We start from the raw sequence: 20,622 nt of genomic DNA on the forward strand, positions 1-20,622 counted from the left end.
GCGGCCGGCGGGGCAGCGACCGGCGTGGACGCCGGCTCGCCGGCGGGCGGCTCGACCGCGGGCGCGGGACGGCCCGCGTCAGGCTCGGGCGCCGGCGCGGGGCTCTCGGGCGGCGATTCTACGGCCGGCGGGGCGTCCGCCGGCGGCGCGGCATCGGGCTGCGCGGGGGCGGGCGGCGGGGATTTTTTCTTGAAGAAGCGGAACATGGGCGAAAGTATATTCCGCCGGGCGGCCGGGCGCCGCCGGGCCGGCTACTATTCGCCCGAGGAGGTCGTTTTCTTGAAGAAACCCAGCACGGGCGGCAAGCCCATCCGCATCGTCGCCGGCCAGTACCGGCGCACCCCGATCGCCGTGCCCGACGTGCCGGGCCTGCGGCCCACGCCCGACCGGGTGCGCGAAACCCTGTTCAACTGGCTGGCCCACCTGTGGGGCGGCGAATTCGCCGGCAAGCAGGTGCTGGACCTGTTCGCCGGCAGCGGCGCGCTCGGCTTCGAGGCGGCCTCGCGCGGCGTATCGCATGTGCAGATGGTGGAACACGACCGCACCGCGCTGGCCGCCCTGCGCGGCCTGCGCGACAAGCTGCAGGCCCAGGCGGTGCGCATCCATGCCGGCGACGCCATGCAGGTTGTCCAGCGCATGGACGCTTCCCGGTTCGACCTGATCCTGCTCGACCCGCCCTTCGGCCAGGGCTGGCTGGCGCGCCTGTGGCCCCTGCTGCCGGGCATCCTGGCCAGCCAGGGGCTGGTCTATGCCGAGTCCGAGGCCCCCCTCGACCCGCCGCCCGGCTTCGAGGTGCTGCGGCACGACCGCGCGGGCGCCGTCCACTACGGCCTGCTGCAATTTGCTGCAATGCGCAATTAGGTCAATAATCCGGAATTCGGAGGAAGGTGTACGCCAGTTACAAGGATACGGAGCCCGCATGATTACCGCCGTCTACCCCGGTACGTTCGACCCGCTCACCCGCGGCCATGAAGACCTGGTGCGCCGCGCCGCCGCCCTGTTCGACAAGGTGGTGGTGGGCATCGCGCACAGCCGCAACAAGAAGCCGTTCTTCAGCATCGACGAGCGCGTCGAGATCGCCCGGGAAGTCCTGGGCCACTACCCCAACGTCGAAGTGCAGAGCTTCGCCGGCCTGCTCAAGGACTTCGTGCGCGAGCAGAACGGCCGCGTCATCGTGCGCGGCCTGCGCGCGGTGTCGGACTTCGAATACGAATTCCAGATGGCCGGCATGAACCGCCACCTGCTGCCCGAGGTCGAGACCATGTTCATGACGCCGTCCGACCAGTACCAGTTCATCTCCGGCACCATCGTGCGCGAAATCGCCCAGCTGGGCGGCGACGTCAGCAAGTTCGTGTTCCCCTCGGTCGAGCGCTGGCTGCAGGCCAAGGCCAAGGAACACCGCGAACAGTCCTGGCCGAGCGCCTGAGGCCCGCGCGGCGGCGGCGCTACAATGGCCTGTACCCGCCGCTCCGTTTTCCGCCATGGCTCTGAAGATCACCGAAGAATGCATCAATTGCGACGTCTGTGAGCCGCAGTGCCCCAACGAGGCCATCTCGATGGGGCCCGAATACTACGTCATCGATCCCGACCGCTGCACCGAGTGCGTGGGGCACCACGACGAGCCCCAGTGCAAGGTGGTCTGCCCGGTCGAGTGCATCGAGCTGCACCCGCAGTGGCAGGAAGGCCAGGAAGCGCTGATGGCCAAATACCGACGCCTGACGGGTACGGCGTGAACCCTCCTCCCGACAGTCTTGCCGTGCCGCTGCGCGCCTCGCCCGCGCGCGACCTGTCCGTCTCGGCCGTGGTGGCCGGGCTGGTGGCCGTGCTGGTCAGCTTCGGCGGCACCGCCGTGCTGATGGTGCAGGCGGGCCACGCGGCCGGCCTGGACGCGGCCCGCATCGGTTCCTGGCTGGGCTCCATCTGCCTGGCGCTGGGCCTGGGGGGCCTGGCGCTCAGCCTGCGCAGCCGCATGCCGGTGGTGCTGGCCTGGTCCACGCCCGGCGCGGCCCTGCTGGTCACCGCCCTGGCGGGCGTGCCGTTCGACCAGGCCGTCGGCGCGTTCGTGCTGGCCTCGGCCGTGACCCTGGCCTGCGGCCTGTTCGGCTGGATCGACCCGATCATGCGCCGCGTGCCGCCCGAGATCGCCAGCGCCATGCTGGCCGGCGTGCTGCTCGATTTCGGCCTGAAGATCTTCACCCGCCTGGACGACCAGCCGGCGCTGGTGCTGGCCATGTGCGCGGCCTACCTGCTGGGCAAGCGCTGGGCGCCGCGCTATGCCGTGCTGGCCGTGATGGCGGCGGGCCTGGCGGTGGCGGGCGCGACGGGCCAGCTGCGGCTGGACGGGGTCGATTGGCGCCTCACCGAATTCGTCTGGACCACGCCCGTCTTCACCTGGCAGGCCGCCATCAGCATCGGCGTTCCCATTTTCGTGGTGGCGCTGGCGTCGCAGAACCTGCCCGGCCTGGCCATCCTGCAAGCCTCCGGCTACCGCCCGCCGGCCTCGCGGCTGGTGGCGGCCACCGGCGCGCTGGGCCTGCTGGCCGCGCCATTCGGCGCGCACAGCGTGACACTGGGCGCCATCGTCGCGGCCATCTGCACCGGCCCGGAGGCGCACCCCGAGCCGGCGCGGCGCTATATCGCCGCCGCGACTTACGGGCTGGTGTACGTGCTGCTCAGCGTGGTGGCCGGCGCGGTGGCGGTGTTCTTCCAGGCCTTGCCGCCGGCCCTGATCGCCGCGCTGGCCGGCCTGGCCCTGCTGGGCGCCATCCTGGGCGGCATGACCGGCGCCATGGCCAATCCGCAGCGGCGCGAAGCCGCCCTGATCACGCTGCTGGCCACCGCCTCGGGCTTCAGCGCCTGGGGCATCGGCTCGGCGTTCTGGGGGCTGGCCGCCGGGCTCGTGGCCCACGCGGCGCTGGAATACAAGCGGGCCTGAGCGGCCTTCAGGCCGGCCAGTGCACCGCCGCCATGTCGGGATGCACCTTCAGCAGGCGGCAGGGCAATTGCAGGAAGTTGGACAGCCACGCGGCCGCCAGGTCACCCTCGTCGACCACGTCGACCACCTGCTCGCCGATGCGGATCTGGTAGCGCACGCTGTCGTCGTCCTCGATCACGTCGAGCGGGATGTCCATGCGCAGCATGCCGGGCGCCTTCATGACCAGGTAGCCCATGCGCAGCTCCACCGCCACCTCGGCCAGGCGCGGGCACAAGGCGCGGGTCAGCCAGGTGCCGGCGTCGTTGCTGACCAGCCAGCGCCGGTGGTAGGCCTCGGCCTGCGCCTGGGAGGTCTCGCCGCATTCGGCGACGGGCTGGAAAGCGGGTGCGCTCATTTGCTCAGCAGCCCTTTCAGGGCTTTGTCGAGTTGTTCGGGAAGCTTGGCGCCGTCGGCCTGCCCGCCGACGGCCTCCTTGAGGCGGTTTTCCAGGGCGCGCTTGAGCGCGCTGCCCGCCACGTCGCGCCACTGCACGGTATAGACCGGCTTGTCGAACGGGCCGCTGATCAGCACCGGGATGGTGATGCCCTTGAGCTCATCGAGGTCCTTGCCGTCCTGGCCGGTGGTGGTGTTGACCACGCGCACCCTGGCGACGAAATTGAGGGTCTTCTGCACGAAGTCGATGGCCGCCGGATCGCCCTGCGACACGCGCAGCAACGGCGAGGCCATGTCCAGCCGCTTGGCATTGGCGATGCCCTTGACGAACACCAGGTCGGCCTCGAGCGAGGTGAAATCGGTCTGGCGGGCCTGGTCGGCGGCCACCGTGGGGTTGTCGAGCTGGCCGCTGAACGCGGCCTTGAGCTCGCGCAGGGTCTGCGCCACGTTGATGCCCCGCACCGCGCCGTCGCGCAGGCGCAGCTGCATGCTGCCGTTCAGGCCGGTGGTCAGCGCGTAGGAATTCGAGCCGGCGGTTTTCAGGTCGAACGCCAGGCTGCCCTTGCCGGACAGCGCCTGTTGCTGCGCCAGGTCGGCCAGCAGCGGCCCGATGTCGATGCCGGCCAGGGTCATCTTGGCGGCGACCTGGTTGCCGTCGGCCGCATCGACCGACAGGGTCCCGCCCAGCTTGCCGCCGTACAGCGAAGCCGCCAGCGTGGATACGTCGAGCCGGCCCTTCTCGAGCTTGAGCTTGGCGCTCAGTTCGCTGGCCTTCAGGCCGCGCACCACCAGTTCGCCGACCTTGATCGTGCCGTTGGCCGTCGGGCCCACCAGCGCCGACAGGTCGATCGAGCCGTCCGAGGCGGGCGCGGCGGCGGGAGCGGGTTTGGCGGGCGGCTTGGCCGGGTCGTCCTGCTTGCCGTCGCCTTCCTGCGGCTTGGCGGGCGCGGCGGCCACCGGCGGCGCCAGCTTGTCCAGGTCGAGCGTGTCCACCGCCAGCGCGAAAGTGATGTCCGGCACCTCGGACAGCTTCTTGACATCGGCGGTGAGGTCGAACTTGCCGCCTTCGAGCACCGCGTTGATCTTGGCGCCGGCCTGGTCTTTCTGCAGGTTGGCGTTCATGCTGCCGATGACCGGGATCTGCAGGCTGCCCTTGGGCAGTCCCGGATCGGTGATGCTGACGTCGCCCTTCATGGCCGACAGGCTGATGGCGCGCTGCCACAGATTGAACGTGGCCGGCGAGGTGAACACCGCCTTGACCACGCGTTCGCCCTGCGTGAGCGTGCTGTCGAGCTTGATTTCCTTGATGTCCAGCTCGCTGGCGTTACCGCTGATGCCGTTCAGGCCGAAGCTGGCGTCCAGCCCCTGCAGGCGCACCCGCCCGGTGAGCGCCTGGCCGGTGGCCGAGGACGGCGAGATATTCAAGGCCGGCGCGTCGGCGGCCAGCTCGAACGGGCCGCCGGGCAGCGCCCCCTTGGCGCGCACCGCCAGTTTCTCGATCTGCAGTTGCAGCTTGTGCGGGTCCACCGCCAGCTTCGGAATGGCGACGCTGGCCTCGACATTCTGCATCGGCGTGGCCGGGTCGGGCACGTTGCCCTGGAAGACGATTTCCAGCCCCGCCACGTCCAGCGACGAGGTGCGGCCGTTGAAGGCCAGGTTGCCGCGCGCGGCCAGGCTCTTGGCTTCCGCGCCCAGCACGTTGCCGTCCATGCGCACATCGAGCTTCTGCGCGGCGAAGCGCCGAGCCAGCGGGTCGAGCGTCAGCAGCCCCTGGCCGGTCAGGTTGGCGTCCACGCGCGGATTGCCGCCCTCGACGCGGGCCGACAGGCTCACGTCGAACGGCTGGTTGTAGGTGACGCGGCCCGTGTTGGCGGTGAGATTGGTGACCGCCACCGCCATGCCGGAGATTTCGTCCTGCAATTGCAGTTCGCCGGACTGCAGGTCGAGCCCGGCGATGTCGATCTGCATGGTGGCCGGCGCCGCCGCGCCGCCGGTGGCGAGGGCCTGGGCCGCGCCGGCCATGGCGCCGACCGCGGCGCTGGCCGGCCCGGCCGGCTCGGCCGTGTTGGGCACGCCGCCGCCGACCAGGTCCTCGAAATTGAAATGGCCGTCCTTGTCGCGCACCATGCGCGCCTTGAAGCCGTTGATGGCCACGTGGTCGACCACCAGGTTGCTCGACAGCAGCGGCCACACCGCCACGGCCAGGCGCATGCTCTCGATGGAGGCGAAGGTATCGGGGCGGCCGACTTCCGACAGCGACACGCCCTGCACCGACAGGCCGATGCGCGGGAACAGCGACAATTCGATTTCGCCGTCGATGGCCAGGGTGCGGTTGTACCGTTCCTGGACCAGCTCTTCCAGCTTGTATTTATAGGCGTTGGGGTCGAACGTGAGCAAAAAGATGGCCAGGCCGACGACGGCCACGACAACCAACACCACCAGGCCTATCAATATGCGCTTGAACCACGTCTTCATTGCCGCCCCGCGGGGTACCTCGACTGGGAAAAATTGGGAATAACCGCTCGCCATCCGGTAAGGTATGGGACGATTCCCGCCGTTTCGAACCGACGGCGTGGCAATATGGTAACAAACCAGGGCCGCGGCCTTGCCGCGCGCCGCCCGGCACCCCACGCCCCGCCATGAACACAATGACCGATTTTCCCCGCGAGAAACTCCCCGAACTGCTGCGGACCATGCCCAAGGCCGAGCTGCATGTCCACATCGAAGGCACGCTCGAGCCCGAGCTGATCTTCGCGCTGGCGCAGCGCAACGGCGTGCGCCTGCCCTACTCCAGCGTCGAGGCGCTGCGCGCGGCGTACGCCTTCACGGACCTGCAGAGCTTCCTCGACATCTACTATGCCGGCGCCGGCGTGCTGCTGCACGAACAGGACTTCTTCGACATGGCGATGGCGTACTTCCGGCGCGCCGCGGCCGAGCGGGTGGTGCATGCCGAACTGTTCTTCGACCCGCAGACCCATACCGCGCGCGGCGTGCCCATGGGCACGGTGATCGGCGGCCTGGCGCGGGCCTGCGCGGCCGCGCGGGCCGAACTGGGCATCAGCAGCGCGCTGATCCTCTGCTTCCTGCGCCATCTGAGCGAAGCGGACGCCTTCGCCACGCTCGAACAGGCGCTGCCCTACCGCCAGCATTTCATCGGCATCGGGCTGGACAGCGGCGAGCGCGGCAACCCGCCGGAGAAATTCGCGCGCGTGTTCGCGCGTTGCCGCGAACTGGGCCTGCGCATTGTCGCGCACGCGGGCGAGGAAGGCCCGGCGCAATATATCCGCGATGCGCTCGACCTGCTGGGCGCCGAGCGCATCGACCACGGCGTGCGCTGCGTCGAGGACGCCAGCCTGGTGGCGCGCCTGGCGCGCGAGCAGGTCCCGCTGACGGTCTGTCCGCTGTCGAACGTCAAGCTGCGCGTATTCGACAGCATGGCGGGCCACAACCTGGCCGACCTGCTCGATGCCGGCCTGCGCGTCACCATCAATTCCGACGACCCGGCCTATTTCGGCGGCTACCTGAACCAGAACTTCCTGGAGACATTCCACGCCCTGCCCCGGCTGGAGGCGCGCCAGGCCGTGCAGTTGGCCGAGAACAGCTTCGCCGCCAGCTTCGTGCCCGACGACTGGAAAGCGCGCTGGCGCGACGACCTGGCGCGCACCGTGGCGCGGCTGGCCCGCGCCTGAGCGAACCGCGCCGTCATTCCTGGCACAATGCCCCGGACGGGGCGGCGCCGGGCGCCGCGCCTCCAGATATCCCGCCGCAGGAGACCCTACCCTTGTCCGACCAACCAGAAGGCCTGCAGATCGTGCAACACCTGGGGCAGACCTATCGCGCCATGCAGGCCGCCTTCAGCAGCCGCGTGGGCCATGCGCTGCCGCGCTGGCGCATCCTGCTGACGCTGCACGAGTGCGGCCAGTGCTCGCAAAAACTGCTGGCCGAGCGCTGCCGGCTGGACCCGGCCTCCCTGACCCGGCTGCTGCAGGCCATGCAACAGCAGGGCTGGGTCACGCGCAGCGCCGACCCCCACGACAACCGCGTCACCAACGCCGCCCTGACGCCGGCCGGCCAGGTCGTGGTGGACCAGGCCTTGCCGCGCCGCGCGGCATTCTTCGAAGAAGCGCTGCAAGGCCTGTCGAGCCAGGACATCGCGGCGCTGAACCGCGTGCTGGGCGTGCTGGAACGCAACTTCGCGCAGGCCGCCGCGCCGCGCGCCGAATCGGGCGGCTGACATGCGGGGCGCGCGCACAGCCCGGCCCCGCTTCGCCGCGCTGCTGCGGCAAGCCAACCGCTGTGCCGCGCTGGCGCTGGCCAGCGCCGCCGGCCATGCCGCCGAGGACGCCGCCACCCTGGAACCGGTGACCGTCACCAGCACCGGGATCGTCCAGCCGGCCTTCACGACGCCAGCCTCGGTGGACGTGATCGACGGCAGCACCATGCGCGACAGCCAGATGCAGGTCAACCTGTCCGAAAGCCTGGCGCGCGTGCCCGGGCTGCTGATCCAGAACCGCCAGAACTACGCCCAGGACCTGCAGCTTTCGCTGCGCGGCTTCGGCGCCCGTTCGACCTTCGGCGTGCGCGGCGTGCGGCTGTACGTGGACGGCATTCCGGCCACCATGCCCGACGGCCAGGGCCAGACATCGAACATCGACATCGCCTCGATCGACCGCGTGGAAATCCTGCGCGGGCCGTTCTCCGCGCTGTACGGCAATTCGTCGGGCGGCGTGGTGCAGGTCTACACCGAAGACGGCAGCGGCCCGCCGCGCATCACGTCCAGCTTCGCCGCCGGCAGCGACGGCCAGCGCCGCTACGGCCTGCAAGCCAGCGGCGGCGCCGGCGCCGCGCCGCACGAGCTGGGCTACGTGCTCAGCACCAGCCGCTTCCTGACCGACGGCTACCGGGCGCACAGCGCCGCCCGCAAGACCCTGGCCAACGCCAAGCTGGACATCGGGCTGGGCGAGGACCGCGCGCTCACCCTGGTGCTCAACAGCGTCGACCTGCGCGCCGACGACCCGCAGGGGCTGACCCGCCAGGAATTCGAAGACGACCCGCGCAGCGCCGCGCCCAACGCGCTGCGTTTCGACACCCGCAAATCGGTGCGCCAGGCCCAGGGCGGCGCCATCTACGAGCACCGCCTCGACGGCGACAACGACCTGCGGCTGGCGTTCTACTACGGGCAGCGCCATACGCGCCAGTTCCTGTCCATACCGGTGGCAGTGCAAGCCGCGCCCGGCCAGGCCGGCGGCGTGATCGACCTGCGGCGCGACTACGGCGGCGCCGACCTGCGCTGGACCTCGCGCCTGCAATTGGCGGCGCGCCCGTTCACGGTAGCGGCGGGCATCGCGTACGACACCATGACCGAAGACCGCCGCGGCTACGAGAACTACGTGCCCACGACGCAGGGACCGCAACTGGGCGTGCAGGGCGCGCTGCGCCGCAAGGAACGCAACGAGGTGTGGAACCTCGACCCGTATCTGCAGGCGGCCTGGCAGGTCGCGCCGGACTGGGCGCTGGAGGCGGGCCTGCGCTACAGCACCGTGCGCTTCGATTCGCACGACCAGTACATCGCTCCCGGCAACGGCGACGACAGCGGCCGGGCCCGCTACCGCAAGGCGTTGCCGATGGCGGCGCTGCGCTACCAGCCCACGGCCGACCTGAACCTGTACGTGACCGCCGGGCGCGGTTTCGAAACGCCGACCTTCAACGAGATCTCATACCGCCCCGATGGCCTGCCTGGCCTGAATTTCGGCTTGCAGCCGTCGGTCAACACCAGCGTCGAAGTGGGCGCCAAGGCGCGCGTCGGCCAGGGCACCCTGACCGCCGCGCTGTTCCAGACGCGCACCGCCGACGAGATCGTGGTGGACACCAACCTGGACGGCCGCACCACCTACCAGAATGCCGGCCGCACGCGCCGCCACGGCGCCGAACTGAGCTGGACCGGCGCGCTGGCGCGCCATTGGCAAGCCACGCTGTCCTATACGTGGCTGGACGCCCGCTACCGCGACGGCTTCTCCGATGGCGAACCCGGGGCCGCCGGCCGTGTGCCGGCCGGCAACCGCATACCCGGGACGGCGCGCCACGCCGCTTATGCGGCGCTGTCGTGGGCGCCGCCGCAAGGCTGGCGCGCCGGCGTGGAAGGCCGCTACCTGAGCGCCGTGTACGCCGACGACCGCAACGAGCATCGCGCGCCGGCCTATTTCACGGCGGCCGTGCACGCGGGCTACGCCTGGTCGTGGCAGGACTGGCAGTTCGACGCCTTCGCCCGCATCGACAACCTGTTCGACCGGCACTATGCCGGCTCGGTCATCGTCAATGCCGGCCAGGACCGCTACTACGAGCCCGCCCCCGGCCGCACCTGGGCCGCGGGCCTTGGCGCCACCTACCAATTCTGAGCGCGCGGGCTTGACATCGCCGTGCCAGCGGTAATATCGTACGATACATCGTAAGATAACAAGGAAGCATCATGCACGGATGGCATCGTTTATTTCATGGGCTGGGCCCGGCGCGTCCCGCCCACCCCCGCCTGTGGCTGGACCCGGCCGGCCGGCGCGGCCGCCACGGCGGGCACGGCTGGATGGGAGACGGCCACGGCATGGGCGGCGACGGCCCGGGCATGATGCGCGGCCGCAAGTTCGGCGCCGACGAACTGCAGTTGATGCTGCTGGCCCTGCTGGAAGAACAGGCGCGCCACGGCTACGAGCTGATCAAGGAACTCGAAACCCGGTCCAACGGCTACTACAGCCCCAGCCCCGGGGTCATCTATCCCGCCCTGACCTACCTGGAAGAGCTCGATTACGCTACCGTGGAAGCACACGGCAACCGCAAGCGCTATCACCTGGCGCCGGCCGGCCGCGCCCACCTGGATACCCAGCGCGAACGGGTGGAACTGCTGTTCGCCGGGCTGCAGCACGCGGCGCGCAAGATGGCGTGGATGAAGCAGGCCTGGCAGGGCGAGGCCGGCGTGCAGGAAGCGGTCGAGACGAGCGGCTGGCTGCGCGAGTTCGTCGAGGCGCGCCACGCCCTGCGCGAAGCCCTGCTGCGCCGCTCGCAGTCCGATGCCGGCGAGCAGCGCCGCATCGCCGCCATCCTGCGGCGCGCCGCGGCCGAGATACTGCGCGGCGACAAGGCCTGTTGACAGATTCACGCCGCAAGCGACAAGGATATTCATGCCAGCCTCATCCATTACCGACCCCTATGCCGTGCAGAAGGTGCGGCATCCGCTCACGGCGCGCCTGCTGCAGGTGCGCCGCGTCCAGCGCATCGGCCCGCACCTGGTGCGCGTGACGCTGGCGGGCGAGCAACTGGCCGGGTTCGTCTCGGCCTCGTTCGACGATCACGTCAAGGTATTCCTGCCGGAAGCGGGCGCCATGCCGGTGCTGCCCGTCATCGGGCCGGACGGCCCGAGCTATCCCGAAGGCGCGCCGCGCCCCGTCGCGCGCGACTACACGCCGCGCCGCCACGATGCCGCGGCCGGCGAACTCGATATCGACTTCGTGCTGCACGGCCATGGGCCGGCCGCCAACTGGGCGGCCCAGGCCGCGCCGGGACAGTACCTGGGCGTGGCGGGCCCGCGCGGCTCGTTCGTCATTCCGCATGCGTTCGACTGGCACCTGCTGATCGGCGACGAAACCGCCCTGCCGGCCATTGCGCGCCGGCTCGAAGAACTGCCGCGCGGCAAGCGCGTGCTGGCCGTCGTCGAGACGCGCCACCCCAGCACCCGCATCGCCCTGCCCACCCGGGCCGACCTGACGTTGCAATGGGTCCACGGCGCGGCCGGGCCGGAAGACGGCCCGCCGGTGCTGGAACGCGTGGTGCGCCGCCTGCAGCTGCCCGACGGCGAAGGCTACGTCTGGGCGGCGGGTGAATCCGCCGTCATCCGCGGCATCCGCCAGTACCTGGTCAATGAGCGCGGCATCGACAAGTCGCGCATCCGCGCGGCCAGCTACTGGCGCCGCGGCGATGCCGGCGCCCACGAAGTGTTCGGCGACTAGCGGGCCACGCCATGGCCGAGCCTGCCCCGCCCTTGCCGCCGCGCGACCCGCGCGGGCCTATTGCCGCCACCATCGCCGCCGTGGCGCGCGACGGCCGCGTGCTGCTGGTGCGGCGCGCCCATCCGCCCGACGCCGGCCGCTGGGCCTTCCCCGGCGGCAAGATCGAGCCGGGCGAGACCGTCCACGCCGCCGCCGTGCGCGAACTGCACGAGGAAACCGGCGTGCGCGGCGAGGCCCTGCATGTGTTCGACGCGCGCGACGTGTACGAACGCGACGAGCACGGCGCGCTGCGCCGGCATTACATCCTGATCGCCGTGCTGTGCCGCTGGACCGGCGGCGAGCCGGTGGCCGGCGACGATGCGCTGGAAGCCCGCTGGTTTGCCCTCGACGAACTGGAGTCGCAGCAACTGGCGCTGAGCTTCGGCGTGGCCGAGGTGGCGCGCCAGGCCGCCCGGTTGGCCGGGGCGCAGGCCTGAGCGGCGCGCCTCAATCGGGATCCAGCAACCGCGGCCCCGGGCCCTCGCCGGCCCACACATCCGCCGGATTGCGCAGCGGGCAGTCCTCCAGCGACAGGCAACCGCAACCGATGCACGAACTGAGCTGGTCGCGCAGCCGCACCAGCCGGTCGATCCGGTCGTCGAGCTCGGCGCGCCATTGCGCCGACAGCGCGCGCCAGTCGGCCGCGCTGACCGGCCGGTCGTGCGGCAGGTGCGCGAGCCGGGCGCGGATCTCGGCCAGCGGAATGCCCGTGCGCTGCGCCACCTTGATGACCGCGATCAGGCGCAGCACCGCGCGCGGATAGCGGCGCTGGTTGGCGGCATTGCGGCGGCTGCGGATCAGGCCCTGGGCTTCGTAGAAATGCAGCGCCGACACGGCCACCCCGCTGCGGCGCGCCACCTCGCCCACGGTCAGCTCGCGGGCCCATTCTTCGTGGGTCATGGCCGGCGGCGGCCCTGGCAGCGGACGGGTGGGCATGGCGGTTCCTCGGGCCCGATTCCCGGGCATGATGTCGGGAAATACTTTACCTCAAGTTAACTTGAGGTCGTAGAGTGCGGGCCAACCCGATGACTGGAAACCCGCATGACTCCCGGTACCTCCCTCCCGCCCCCGCCCCGGGCGCAGCGCTCCGCGCGCGCCCTGTTGATGGCCGCCGTGGCCATCGTCCTGCTGTGCGGCGCGCTGTTCGCCTGGCGCGCCTGGCGAACCGCCGCGCCGGCCCAGGCCGCGCCGCCGCCGGTCGTGGTGGCCGCGGCGCGGATCCAGCCCGCCGACGCGCCGGCCGCGCTGCGGGCCGTGGGTTCGCTGCGCGCAGTGCGCGAAGTGCGCCTGGCTCCCGAAGTCGCCGGCCGCGTGGTGGCCATCCCGTTCGAAGCCGGCACGCAAGTGCGCCAGGGCGACTTGCTGGTGCAGCTGTACGACGCCCCGGAACAGGCCGATCGCCAGGCCGCCGCGGCGCGCGCCGAACTGGCGCGCGCCCAGTACGCCCGCGCCCGCGCGCTGGCGGCGACCGGCGCCGAATCGCGCGAAATACTGGAGCAGCGCCGCGCCGAGCGCGACCAGGCGGCTGCGGCGGTCGCGCAACTCGATGCCCGCATCGCCCAGAAGCAGATCCGCGCGCCGTTCGCGGGCACGCTGGGCATCCGCCAGATCGACCTGGGCCAGTACCTGAGCGCCGGCGACACCATCGCCAACCTGGCCGACCTGCGGCGCCTGTACGTGGATTTCAGCGTGCCGCAGCAGCACTTGCCGCAACTGCGGACCGGCGGCGCGGTGCAGCTGGCGACCGACGTGCATCCCGGCCGCGTGTTCGAGGCGCGCGTCCATGCCATCGAACCGCAGGTCGATGCCGGCACCCGCAACATCCGCGTGCAAGCGGTGCTGGACAACCCGGACGGCGCGCTGCGTCCCGGCATGCACGTCGAGGCCGCGCTGCAATTGCCGCCGCAGCGCGGCGCGCTGATCGTACCGGCCACCGCCGTGCAGGTATCGCCGGCCGGCGACAGCGTGCTGGTGATCCGCGGCCCCGACGCGGAGCGCGCCGGCACGGCCGAAGCCGTGGCCGTGACAGTGGACCGGCGCATCGGCGACCGCGTCGTCATCGCCCACGGCCTGCGGGCCGGCGACGTGGTCATCACCGAAGGCCAGTTGCGCGTGCCGCCCGGCGCCGCCGTGCAAGTCGCCGCACGGCAGGAGGACTGACATGCGCTTCACCGACTTGCTCATCCGCCGGCCGATCCTGTCGGCCGTGGTCAGCCTGCTGATCCTGCTGGTCGGCGGCAGCGCCCTGTTCGCCCTGCCGGTGCGCGAATATCCCAGCATGGAAAGCGCCACCATCGTGGTCGACACCCAATACCCCGGCGCCACCCAGGCCGTCATGCAGGGCTTCATCACGACGCCCATTGCGCAATCGATCGCCACCGCCAACGGCATCGAATACCTGAGCTCCACTTCCACCCAGGGCAAGAGCCAGATCAAGGCCAAGCTGGTGCTCAACGCCGATGCCGACCGCGCCATGACCGAGATCCTGGCCAAGGTGCAGCAGGTCAAGTACCGCTTGCCGGCCGATGCGTACGACCCCGTCATCACCAAGATCACCGACGGCGCCTCGGCGGTGCAGTATGTGTCCTTCGTCAGCGAATCGCTGCCGTTGTCGCGCCTGACCGATTTCGTGACGCGCGTGGCGCAGCCGCTCATCACGTCGGTGCCGGGCGTGGCGTCGGTCGACGTGTACGGCGGCCAGACCCTCGCCATGCGCATCTGGGCGGACGCCGACAAGATGGCCGCGCGCGGGCTCACCGCCGGCGACGTGGCGGCGGCGCTGCGCGCCAACAATGTGCAGGCCGCGCCCGGCCAGCTCAAGGGCGCCGACACCGCCATCAACATCACGGCCAGCACCGACCTGACCAGCCTGGACGGCTTTCGCGCCATGGTGGTCAAGCGCGGCGGCGACGGCGGGCTGGTGCGGCTGGGCGACATCGCCACCGTCGAGATCGGCGGCCAGAACTACGACAGCAGCGCCACCAGCAGCGGCGGCCGCGCCGTGATGCTGGGCATCTCGCCCACCCCGGACGGCAATCCGCTGGAGATCGTCAAGGCGGTCAAGGCGCTGCTGCCCGACATCCAGCGGGTAGCGCCGCCCGGCGTGGCCGTCACCAGCCAGTTCGACGTGGCGCACTTCGTCAACGCCTCGATCGACGAAGTCACCCGCACGCTGGTCGAGGCGGTGGTGATCGTGGTCGCGGTCATCTTCCTGTTCCTGGGCTCGCTGCGGGCGGTGATCATCCCGGTAGTCACCATTCCGCTGTCGCTGATCGGCACGGCGGCCCTGATGCTGGCGTTCGGCTTCTCGCTCAACCTGCTGACCCTGCTGGCCATGGTGCTGGCCATCGGGCTGGTGGTGGACGACGCCATCGTGGTGGTCGAGAACATCCACCGCCATATCGAGGCAGGCCTGTCGCCGGTGCGGGCCGCGCTGGTGGGCGCGCGCGAGATCGTCGGCCCGGTGATCGCCATGACCATCACGCTGGCCGCCGTCTATGCGCCGATCGGCTTGATGGGCGGCCTGACCGGCGCGCTGTTCCGCGAATTCGCCTTCACCCTGGCGGGCTCGGTGATCGTCTCGGGGGTGGTGGCGCTGACGCTGTCGCCCATGATGAGCTCCTGGCTGCTCAACAGCCGGCTGGCCGAAGGCCGCCTGTCGCAGGCGATCGAGCGCCGCATGCACAGCCTGGGCGAGCGCTACGACCGCCTGCTGGGACGCGCCCTGGCGGCGCGCCCGGCGGTGCTGATGGTGGGCGCGGCGGTGCTGGCGACCATCGTGGTGCTGTTCCTGGGCGCCCAGCGCGAACTGGCGCCCACCGAGGACCAGGGCTACGTGTTCGTGCAGACCAAGGCGCCGCAGTACGCCAACGTCGATTACACCGGACGCTATGCGCAGCAGATCGACGCCATCTTCCATACGCTGCCCGAATACGAAAGCAGCTGGTTCACCAATGGCACCGACGGCGCCAACAACGGCTTCGGCGGCGTGGTGCTGAAAGAATGGGACCAGCGCGAGCGCGGCACGGCCGAGATCCAGGCCCTCTTGAGCGCGGAAGGCGCCAAGGTGACCGGCGTCTATGCCGCAGCCTTCCAGCCGCCCGCGCTGCCGGCCGGCAGCGGCGGCCTGCCGGTGCAGATGGTGCTGCGCGCGCCGGAGGATTTCCCGGCGCTCTATGCCGCCGCGGAACAAGTCAAGGCGGCGGCGTGGCGCAGTGGCCTGTTCGCCTTCGTCGACAGCGACCTGGCCTTCGACAGCCCGGAGGCGCGCATCGTGGTGGACCGCGACAAGGCGGGCGAACTGGGCGTGAGCATGCAGGCCATCGCCGATACCCTGGCGGTGCTGGTCGGCGAGAACTACGTCAACCGCTTCAACTGGCACGACCGTTCGTACGACGTCATCGCCCAGGTGCCGCGCGGCCAGCGCCTGGCGCCGGACAATCTGGCCGGCTTCCATGTGCGCGCCGCGTCCGGCGAACTGGTGCCGCTGGACACGGTGGTGCGCTTCGACCTGCGCCCGGCCGCCAACCGGCTGCCGCAATTCAACCAGATGAACTCGGCCACCGTATCGGCGGTGCTGGCGCCCGGCGTCACCATGGGCCGCGCGGTCGAGTTCCTGCGCGCCCAGCCCCTGCCGGCCGGCTTCACCATCGACTGGCTGTCCGACAGCCGCCAGTACGTCACCGAAGGCGACCGGCTGACGGTCTCGTTCCTGTTCGCGCTGATCGTCATTTTCCTGGTGCTGGCGGCGCAGTTCGAATCGTTCCGCGACCCGCTGGTGATCCTGGTGACCGTGCCGCTGGCGATCTGCGGCGCGCTGGTGCCGCTGTACCTGGGCTACGCCACGCTCAATATTTATACGCAGATCGGCCTGGTGACCTTGATCGGGCTGATCTCCAAGCACGGCATCCTGATGGTGGCCTTCGCCAACGACATCCAGGTGCGCGACGGGCTGGATCGCGTCCAGGCCATGCGGCGGGCCGCCGTCGTGCGCATGCGGCCGGTGCTGATGACCACCGCCGCCATGGTGGCCGGGCTGGTGCCGCTGCTGTTCGCCAACGGCGCCGGCGCCGCCAGCCGGCACGCGATCGGCATCGTGGTGGTGATGGGCATGCTGGTGGGCACGCTGTTCACCTTGTTCGTGCTGCCGGTGCTGTATACCCTGGTCGCGCGCGACCACCGCGCCGCCAGCGCCAGCCCGCGCGCCCGTGAACTGGCCGATGCGGAGGTGCAACATGGCTGACTCCCTGCTGCGCCTGGGCGCGCCCCTGTTGCTGCTGCTGGCCGGCTGCGCCAGCGGCCCGGATTACCGCGCGCCCGCCACCCCGGCGGCCGCGGCGGGCAGCTTCGTCACGCAGTCCGCCCGCTTCCAGGAAGCGCCGCTGCCGGACGACTGGTGGCGCCTGTACGACGACCCGGCGCTCACGGCCCTGATCGGCCAGGCCTTCGCCGCCAACGCCGACCTGCGCCAGGCGCAGGCCAACCTGGCCCGCGCGCGCGCCGTCTACGACGAAGCGCGCACGGGCCAGTGGCCGGCCACCCAGGCCGGCGGCGGCGCGCAGTACGGACGCGACCAGACCGCCTGGTCGGGCAGCGGCCAGGCCCCCACGCAGTGGTCGTACAGCGGCGGCCTGCAGATTACGTACGAAGTCGACCTGTACGGCCGCGTGCGGCGCGATATCGAGGCGGCCCATTACGATGCCGAAAGCATGGCGGCGGCGCGCGACGCGGTGCGCGTCGCCGTGGCCGCCGAAACGACCCGCGCTTATGTCGATGCCTGCGCGCTGGGCGAAGCCATCGACGTGGCGCAGGCGTCGGCGGCGCTGGCCGCGCGCAACCTGCGCCTGGTCGAACAACGCCTGCAGGCTGGCGCGGCGGCGCGCCTGGATGTCGAGCGCGCCGCCGCCAGCGCGGCGCGGGCCCGCGCGGCCGTGCCGCCCCTGCATGGACAACGGCAGGCCGCGCTGTTCGAACTGGCCGCCCTGACCGGCCGCCCGCCGGCCGAGGCGCCCGCCGAGGCAGCGCAATGCCGCCGCGCGCCCGCGCCCGCGGCGGCGCTGCCGGTGGGCGACGGCGCCGCCCTGCTGCGGCGCCGGCCCGACCTGCGCCAGGCCGAGCGCACGCTGGCCGCCGACACCGCCCGCATCGGCGTGGCGGTCGCCGATCTGTATCCGCGCATCACCCTGGGCGCGTCGGCCGACTATCTGCGCAACGACCAGTTGCGCGGCGGCCGCACCTGGTCGTTCGCGCTGGGTCCGCTGGTCTCGTGGGAGTTCCCCAATATCGCCGCGGCGCGCAGCCGCGTGCGCCAGGCGCGCGCCCAGGCCGACGCCTCGCTGGCGGCGTTCGACGCGGTGGTCCTGCGCGCGCTGAAGGAAACCGAGCAGGCGCTGGCCGCCTATGACGCGGCGCTGGCGCAGCGCGACGAACTGGCGCAGGCGCGCGAGCGCGCCGGCCGGGCCCTGGAACTGGCCGAGCAGCGCTACCGGGCCGGCGCCATCACCTACCTGGACGTGCTGGTGGCGCAGGGCGACTTCATCGACGCGCGCGCACAATTGGCCGATGCCGAGCGGCGGGCCGGCGCCGAACGCGTGGCGGTGTTCCGGAGCCTGGGCGGCGGCTGGCAGGCGGCGGACGCGGCCATCAGCCTTGCGGCTGGCCCCGCGCGAACCGCTCGAACAGATCCGCCGAGCCCATCTGGCCGCCCTTGAGCATGACCTCCATGCCGTCCAGCGTCGCCACGTCGCTGTGCAGCCGGCACAGCGCCACGCCCGGCTCCAGGCGCGTCAGGTACGACAGCCCCCAGGCGTCCAGCGCCTGCATGGCCAGGCTGGAGCTGTCGCCGCCGGCCACGCCCAGGCGCGCGACCGGGGCGCGCCGCAGCACCAGGTCGAGCAGGCTGCCGCCGGCCCGGGCCAGGGCCTGGCTGTGCACGCCGGCGCTGGGCCGGCCCTGCGCGTTGTCGATACAGGCCAGCACATGCTGCCCGGTCTGCAAGGCCTGCGCGATGGCGGCCACGGCCTGCGCCTGGTAAACCGGGTCGCCGTCCGCCAGCCGCGCGGGATCGAAGCGCAGCCGGCGATAGGACGCGGCGGCGTCGATCTGGCGCGCCGTCATGGGCGACAGGCTGCCGGCCAGCACCAGCACCGGCCCGCGCGCCGGCGCCAGGGCGGCGGGCGGCGCGGCGGCCGCGTCGCCCCACTGCGTGCCGAGCGCCTCGATCACGCTGCTGGCGCCCACGGCCAGCAGCGGCTGTGCCGCGGCCGCCCCGGCCAGCACCGCGCCGATGGCCGCCAGGTCGGCGGGCCGGGCGACATCGAACAATGCGCTGTCCATGCCGCCGTCGAGCAGCTGGCCAATGCGCGCACGCACGGCGTCCGGCCCTTGCGCGATGCTGCGGTAGTCCACCAGGCCGACCCGGCCGGCCCCCAGCGCGGCGAAGTGCCGGCGCAAGTCGGCCTCGTGCATGGGCGTGACGGGATGCCGGCTCATGGTGGGATGCCGGTCGATGCGGTGCATCTCGCCATCGGCCGCGGCATAGAGCTGCGCGAACAGGCAATAGCGACCCAGGCTGGGCTGGCCGCCGACGATGGCGCGCCAGGGTTGCCGCGCCGCCGCGCCCAGGCATTCCATCGCCACGGCAATATTGCCGACCTGCGGCGCGCTGTCGAAAGTGGAGCACACCTTGTAATGAATCACGCGCGCGCCCAGCGCCGCGAAAAACCGCGCCACCGGCCGCAGCGCCGCGCGCATCTCGTCGGGCGCCATGGCGCGCGTGGCGCCGGCGATGCCGAGGCAATCCAGCGGCCCGGCGCGCCGCAACTGGGCGGCCGACGGCACGCCGAAGAACAGCAGGCTGCGCAGCCCGGCGCGCGCGGCCGTCGCCAGGGCGTCGGTCGCGCCGGTGAAATCGTCGCCGTAGTACGCCAGGCGGGGCGCGCCGCCGCTCATCGGGCGCCGAAGAAAGCCAGCGCGCGCGCCAGCTCGGGCGCCTGGCGGGCGTAGTCGGCCAGCGCCACGCCGTCGCGCGCCGCCTGCCAGGCCTGGCGGATGCTGGTGACGCCGGCCGCCGCGCCGTCGGGATGCGCCAGGATGCCGCCGCCCGCCATGAACAGCAGGTCGTCGCGGCCGATCGCGGCCCAGGTGGCCGGCACCGTGCCGGCCCACTGGCCCGAGGAGAAAGCCGGCATCACGGTGTCGTCGCGCGCCTGCCCGGCCGCCAGCGGCGTATAGCAGTCGCGCGCGGCGGCGACCACTTCCTCGTCGGGCTGCGAGAACTTGCCCTGCAGGCCGTGCACGTGCATGTGGTCCACGCCCGCCAGGCGCCACAGCGTCTGGTAGGCCTGGAAGCCGATGCCCAGCAGCGGATGGCGCGACAGCGCGCCGAAACCGTTGCGGTGGCCGTGCAGGACCAGCGGCGTGTGGCGGCGCAGGCTCTGTATGGCGGAATAGCCGCAGGCATTCAGGCTGGCCATGACGCAGCTGCCGCCCTCGCGCTCGACCAGGTCGGCGTGGCGCCGCATCGCGTCGGTCTCGTCGGTGATATTGAACGCCACCATCACCTGCTTGCCGGTGCGCTCGGCGTGCTCCCGCACCACCCGCATCACGGCCGGGACGCGCTGCGCCAGCGGCGCATGCGCGGGGTCGGCGCACACCTCGTCGTCCTTGATGAAGTCCACCCCGGCGGCGCACAGGCGCCCCACCAGCTCCGCGGTCTCGGCGGCCGAGAAGCCCACATTGGGCTTGATGATGGTGCCCACCAGCGCTCCCGCCGGCACGCCGGCGGCGCGGCGCGTGCCGGCGATGCCGACGCGCGGGAAATCGAACCGGGCGCGGTACTCGGCCGGCACGCGCAGGGTTTCCAGGCGCAGGCCGGTGACTTCGCCCAGGTCGTACAGGTTGCCCGCCACCGTGCTGGCCAGCGTCGGCAGGTTGGCGCCGATGTTGGCCGGCGGAAACGCGATCTCGACGCGGGCGCGGCGCCACGGCCCGGCCTGGCGCCGGCGCTCCAGCAGCGCGTTGGGCAGGCTGGGCTGGACGGCCTGGTCCAGCAATTGAACCGACTCCACCGTGGCGCGCGCGCGGGCGCGCAGCGCATCGGTCTCGCCCGCCACGCGGGTGAAGGTGCCGCACGACTGCTCGCCGGCCATTACCTCGGCCACCGCCGCCGGGTCCAGCGGCGTCTCGACCAGGTAGCTCGCCAGGATGCGCTCGCCGCTCATG

Annotated in this window: 18 protein-coding genes and 1 pseudogene; 13 read left to right on the forward strand and 6 right to left on the reverse strand. The window is 71.7% G+C overall.

Translation table 11 applies throughout. The annotated features are described in order from the left end of the window. Window positions 1-206 (reverse strand): annotated as a pseudogene (locus CAL24_RS24240) (signal recognition particle-docking protein FtsY); the annotation flags it as partial. On the opposite strand from CAL24_RS24240, the gene rsmD reads away from it, so the two are divergent. From rsmD to CAL24_RS18985, 4 genes are read left to right on the forward strand one after another with little or no spacing between them, the layout of a single operon-like run. Beyond that, on the forward strand, window positions 205-861 hold the full coding sequence (rsmD, locus tag CAL24_RS18970; protein WP_081760297.1) for a 16S rRNA (guanine(966)-N(2))-methyltransferase RsmD: 657 nt from the start codon (window positions 205-207) through the stop codon (window positions 859-861). The pseudogene CAL24_RS24240 and the gene rsmD sit on opposite strands and share 2 nt — an antisense overlap. Window positions 862-919: 58 nt before the next feature. Further along, window positions 920-1,426 carry a pantetheine-phosphate adenylyltransferase gene (gene coaD, locus CAL24_RS18975; RefSeq protein ID WP_028352592.1) on the forward strand — a complete coding sequence of 169 codons (507 nt, stop codon included), beginning with the start codon at window positions 920-922 and terminating at the stop codon, window positions 1,424-1,426. Window positions 1,427-1,481: 55 nt separating this feature from the next. Further along, entirely contained in the window at window positions 1,482-1,733 is a 252-nt protein-coding gene (locus CAL24_RS18980) for a YfhL family 4Fe-4S dicluster ferredoxin (protein WP_028352593.1), read from the forward strand. A gap of 23 nt (window positions 1,734-1,756) precedes the next feature. Beyond that, on the forward strand, window positions 1,757-2,935 hold the full coding sequence (locus CAL24_RS18985; protein ID WP_249278606.1) for a benzoate/H(+) symporter BenE family transporter: 1,179 nt from the start codon (window positions 1,757-1,759) through the stop codon (window positions 2,933-2,935). 7 nt (window positions 2,936-2,942) lie between these two features. On the opposite strand, the gene CAL24_RS18990 is transcribed toward CAL24_RS18985, so the two are convergent. Both CAL24_RS18990 and CAL24_RS18995 read right to left on the reverse strand, forming a co-directional pair. Next, window positions 2,943-3,329 (reverse strand): MOSC N-terminal beta barrel domain-containing protein, encoded by a 387-nt coding sequence (locus tag CAL24_RS18990; protein WP_028352595.1) that lies wholly within the window; start codon window positions 3,327-3,329, stop codon window positions 2,943-2,945. After that, the gene (locus CAL24_RS18995; protein ID WP_028352596.1) at window positions 3,326-5,842 is read right to left on the reverse strand and encodes an AsmA family protein; all 2,517 of its coding nucleotides are present in this window, start codon (window positions 5,840-5,842) and stop codon (window positions 3,326-3,328) included. The genes CAL24_RS18990 and CAL24_RS18995 overlap by 4 nt, the downstream gene beginning before the upstream one ends. 164 nt (window positions 5,843-6,006) lie before the next feature. On the opposite strand from CAL24_RS18995, the gene CAL24_RS19000 reads away from it, so the two are divergent. From CAL24_RS19000 to CAL24_RS19025, 6 genes are all read left to right on the forward strand, one after another. Continuing rightward, entirely contained in the window at window positions 6,007-7,056 is a 1,050-nt protein-coding gene (locus tag CAL24_RS19000) for an adenosine deaminase (protein ID WP_094807590.1), read from the forward strand. A gap of 152 nt (window positions 7,057-7,208) precedes the next feature. Continuing rightward, window positions 7,209-7,601 carry a MarR family winged helix-turn-helix transcriptional regulator gene (locus CAL24_RS19005; RefSeq protein WP_051439262.1) on the forward strand — a complete coding sequence of 131 codons (393 nt, stop codon included), beginning with the start codon at window positions 7,209-7,211 and terminating at the stop codon, window positions 7,599-7,601. Between the two features lies 1 nt (window position 7,602). Next, window positions 7,603-9,762: a TonB-dependent receptor gene (locus CAL24_RS19010; RefSeq protein WP_081760298.1), complete on the forward strand. Its 2,160-nt coding sequence runs from the start codon at window positions 7,603-7,605 to the stop codon at window positions 9,760-9,762. A 71-nt stretch (window positions 9,763-9,833) separates the two neighbouring features. Next, window positions 9,834-10,505: a PadR family transcriptional regulator gene (locus tag CAL24_RS19015; protein ID WP_094807591.1), complete on the forward strand. Its 672-nt coding sequence runs from the start codon at window positions 9,834-9,836 to the stop codon at window positions 10,503-10,505. A 31-nt stretch (window positions 10,506-10,536) separates the two neighbouring features. Then, a complete protein-coding gene (locus tag CAL24_RS19020; protein ID WP_094807592.1) occupies window positions 10,537-11,361 on the forward strand; it encodes a siderophore-interacting protein in 825 nt (274 codons plus the stop codon). Window positions 11,362-11,372: 11 nt separating this feature from the next. Beyond that, a complete protein-coding gene (locus tag CAL24_RS19025; protein ID WP_094807593.1) occupies window positions 11,373-11,837 on the forward strand; it encodes an NUDIX hydrolase in 465 nt (154 codons plus the stop codon). 10 nt (window positions 11,838-11,847) lie between these two features. Here the strand turns inward: CAL24_RS19025 and soxR are convergent, their stop codons facing one another. After that, a complete protein-coding gene (gene soxR, locus CAL24_RS19030) occupies window positions 11,848-12,336 on the reverse strand; it encodes a redox-sensitive transcriptional activator SoxR (RefSeq protein WP_269321365.1) in 489 nt (162 codons plus the stop codon). Window positions 12,337-12,441: 105 nt separating this feature from the next. Between soxR and CAL24_RS19035 the strand changes: the two genes are divergently transcribed. From CAL24_RS19035 to CAL24_RS19045, 3 genes are read left to right on the forward strand one after another with little or no spacing between them, the layout of a single operon-like run. After that, complete coding sequence (locus CAL24_RS19035) at window positions 12,442-13,560, forward strand: efflux RND transporter periplasmic adaptor subunit (RefSeq protein ID WP_349290569.1); 1,119 nt, start codon at window positions 12,442-12,444, stop codon at window positions 13,558-13,560. A 1-nt stretch (window position 13,561) separates the two neighbouring features. After that, complete coding sequence (locus tag CAL24_RS19040) at window positions 13,562-16,642, forward strand: efflux RND transporter permease subunit (protein WP_094807594.1); 3,081 nt, start codon at window positions 13,562-13,564, stop codon at window positions 16,640-16,642. Then, the gene (locus tag CAL24_RS19045) at window positions 16,635-18,110 is read left to right on the forward strand and encodes an efflux transporter outer membrane subunit (protein ID WP_094807595.1); all 1,476 of its coding nucleotides are present in this window, start codon (window positions 16,635-16,637) and stop codon (window positions 18,108-18,110) included. Before CAL24_RS19040 ends, CAL24_RS19045 begins: the two co-directional genes overlap by 8 nt. Here CAL24_RS19045 and CAL24_RS19050 read toward each other — a convergent pair. Together CAL24_RS19050 and CAL24_RS19055 are read right to left on the reverse strand one after the other, a co-directional pair. Beyond that, a complete protein-coding gene (locus tag CAL24_RS19050) occupies window positions 18,043-19,350 on the reverse strand; it encodes a four-carbon acid sugar kinase family protein (RefSeq protein WP_094807596.1) in 1,308 nt (435 codons plus the stop codon). The two genes, CAL24_RS19045 and CAL24_RS19050, sit on opposite strands and share 68 nt — an antisense overlap. After that, a complete protein-coding gene (locus CAL24_RS19055; RefSeq protein WP_094807597.1) occupies window positions 19,347-20,621 on the reverse strand; it encodes a ribulose-bisphosphate carboxylase large subunit family protein in 1,275 nt (424 codons plus the stop codon). The genes CAL24_RS19050 and CAL24_RS19055 overlap by 4 nt, the downstream gene beginning before the upstream one ends. Between the last annotated feature and the right edge of the window lies 1 nt (window position 20,622).

It is taken from the genome of Bordetella genomosp. 2 (assembly GCF_002261345.1).
Classification (GTDB): Bacteria; Pseudomonadota; Gammaproteobacteria; order Burkholderiales; family Burkholderiaceae_B; genus Bordetella_A.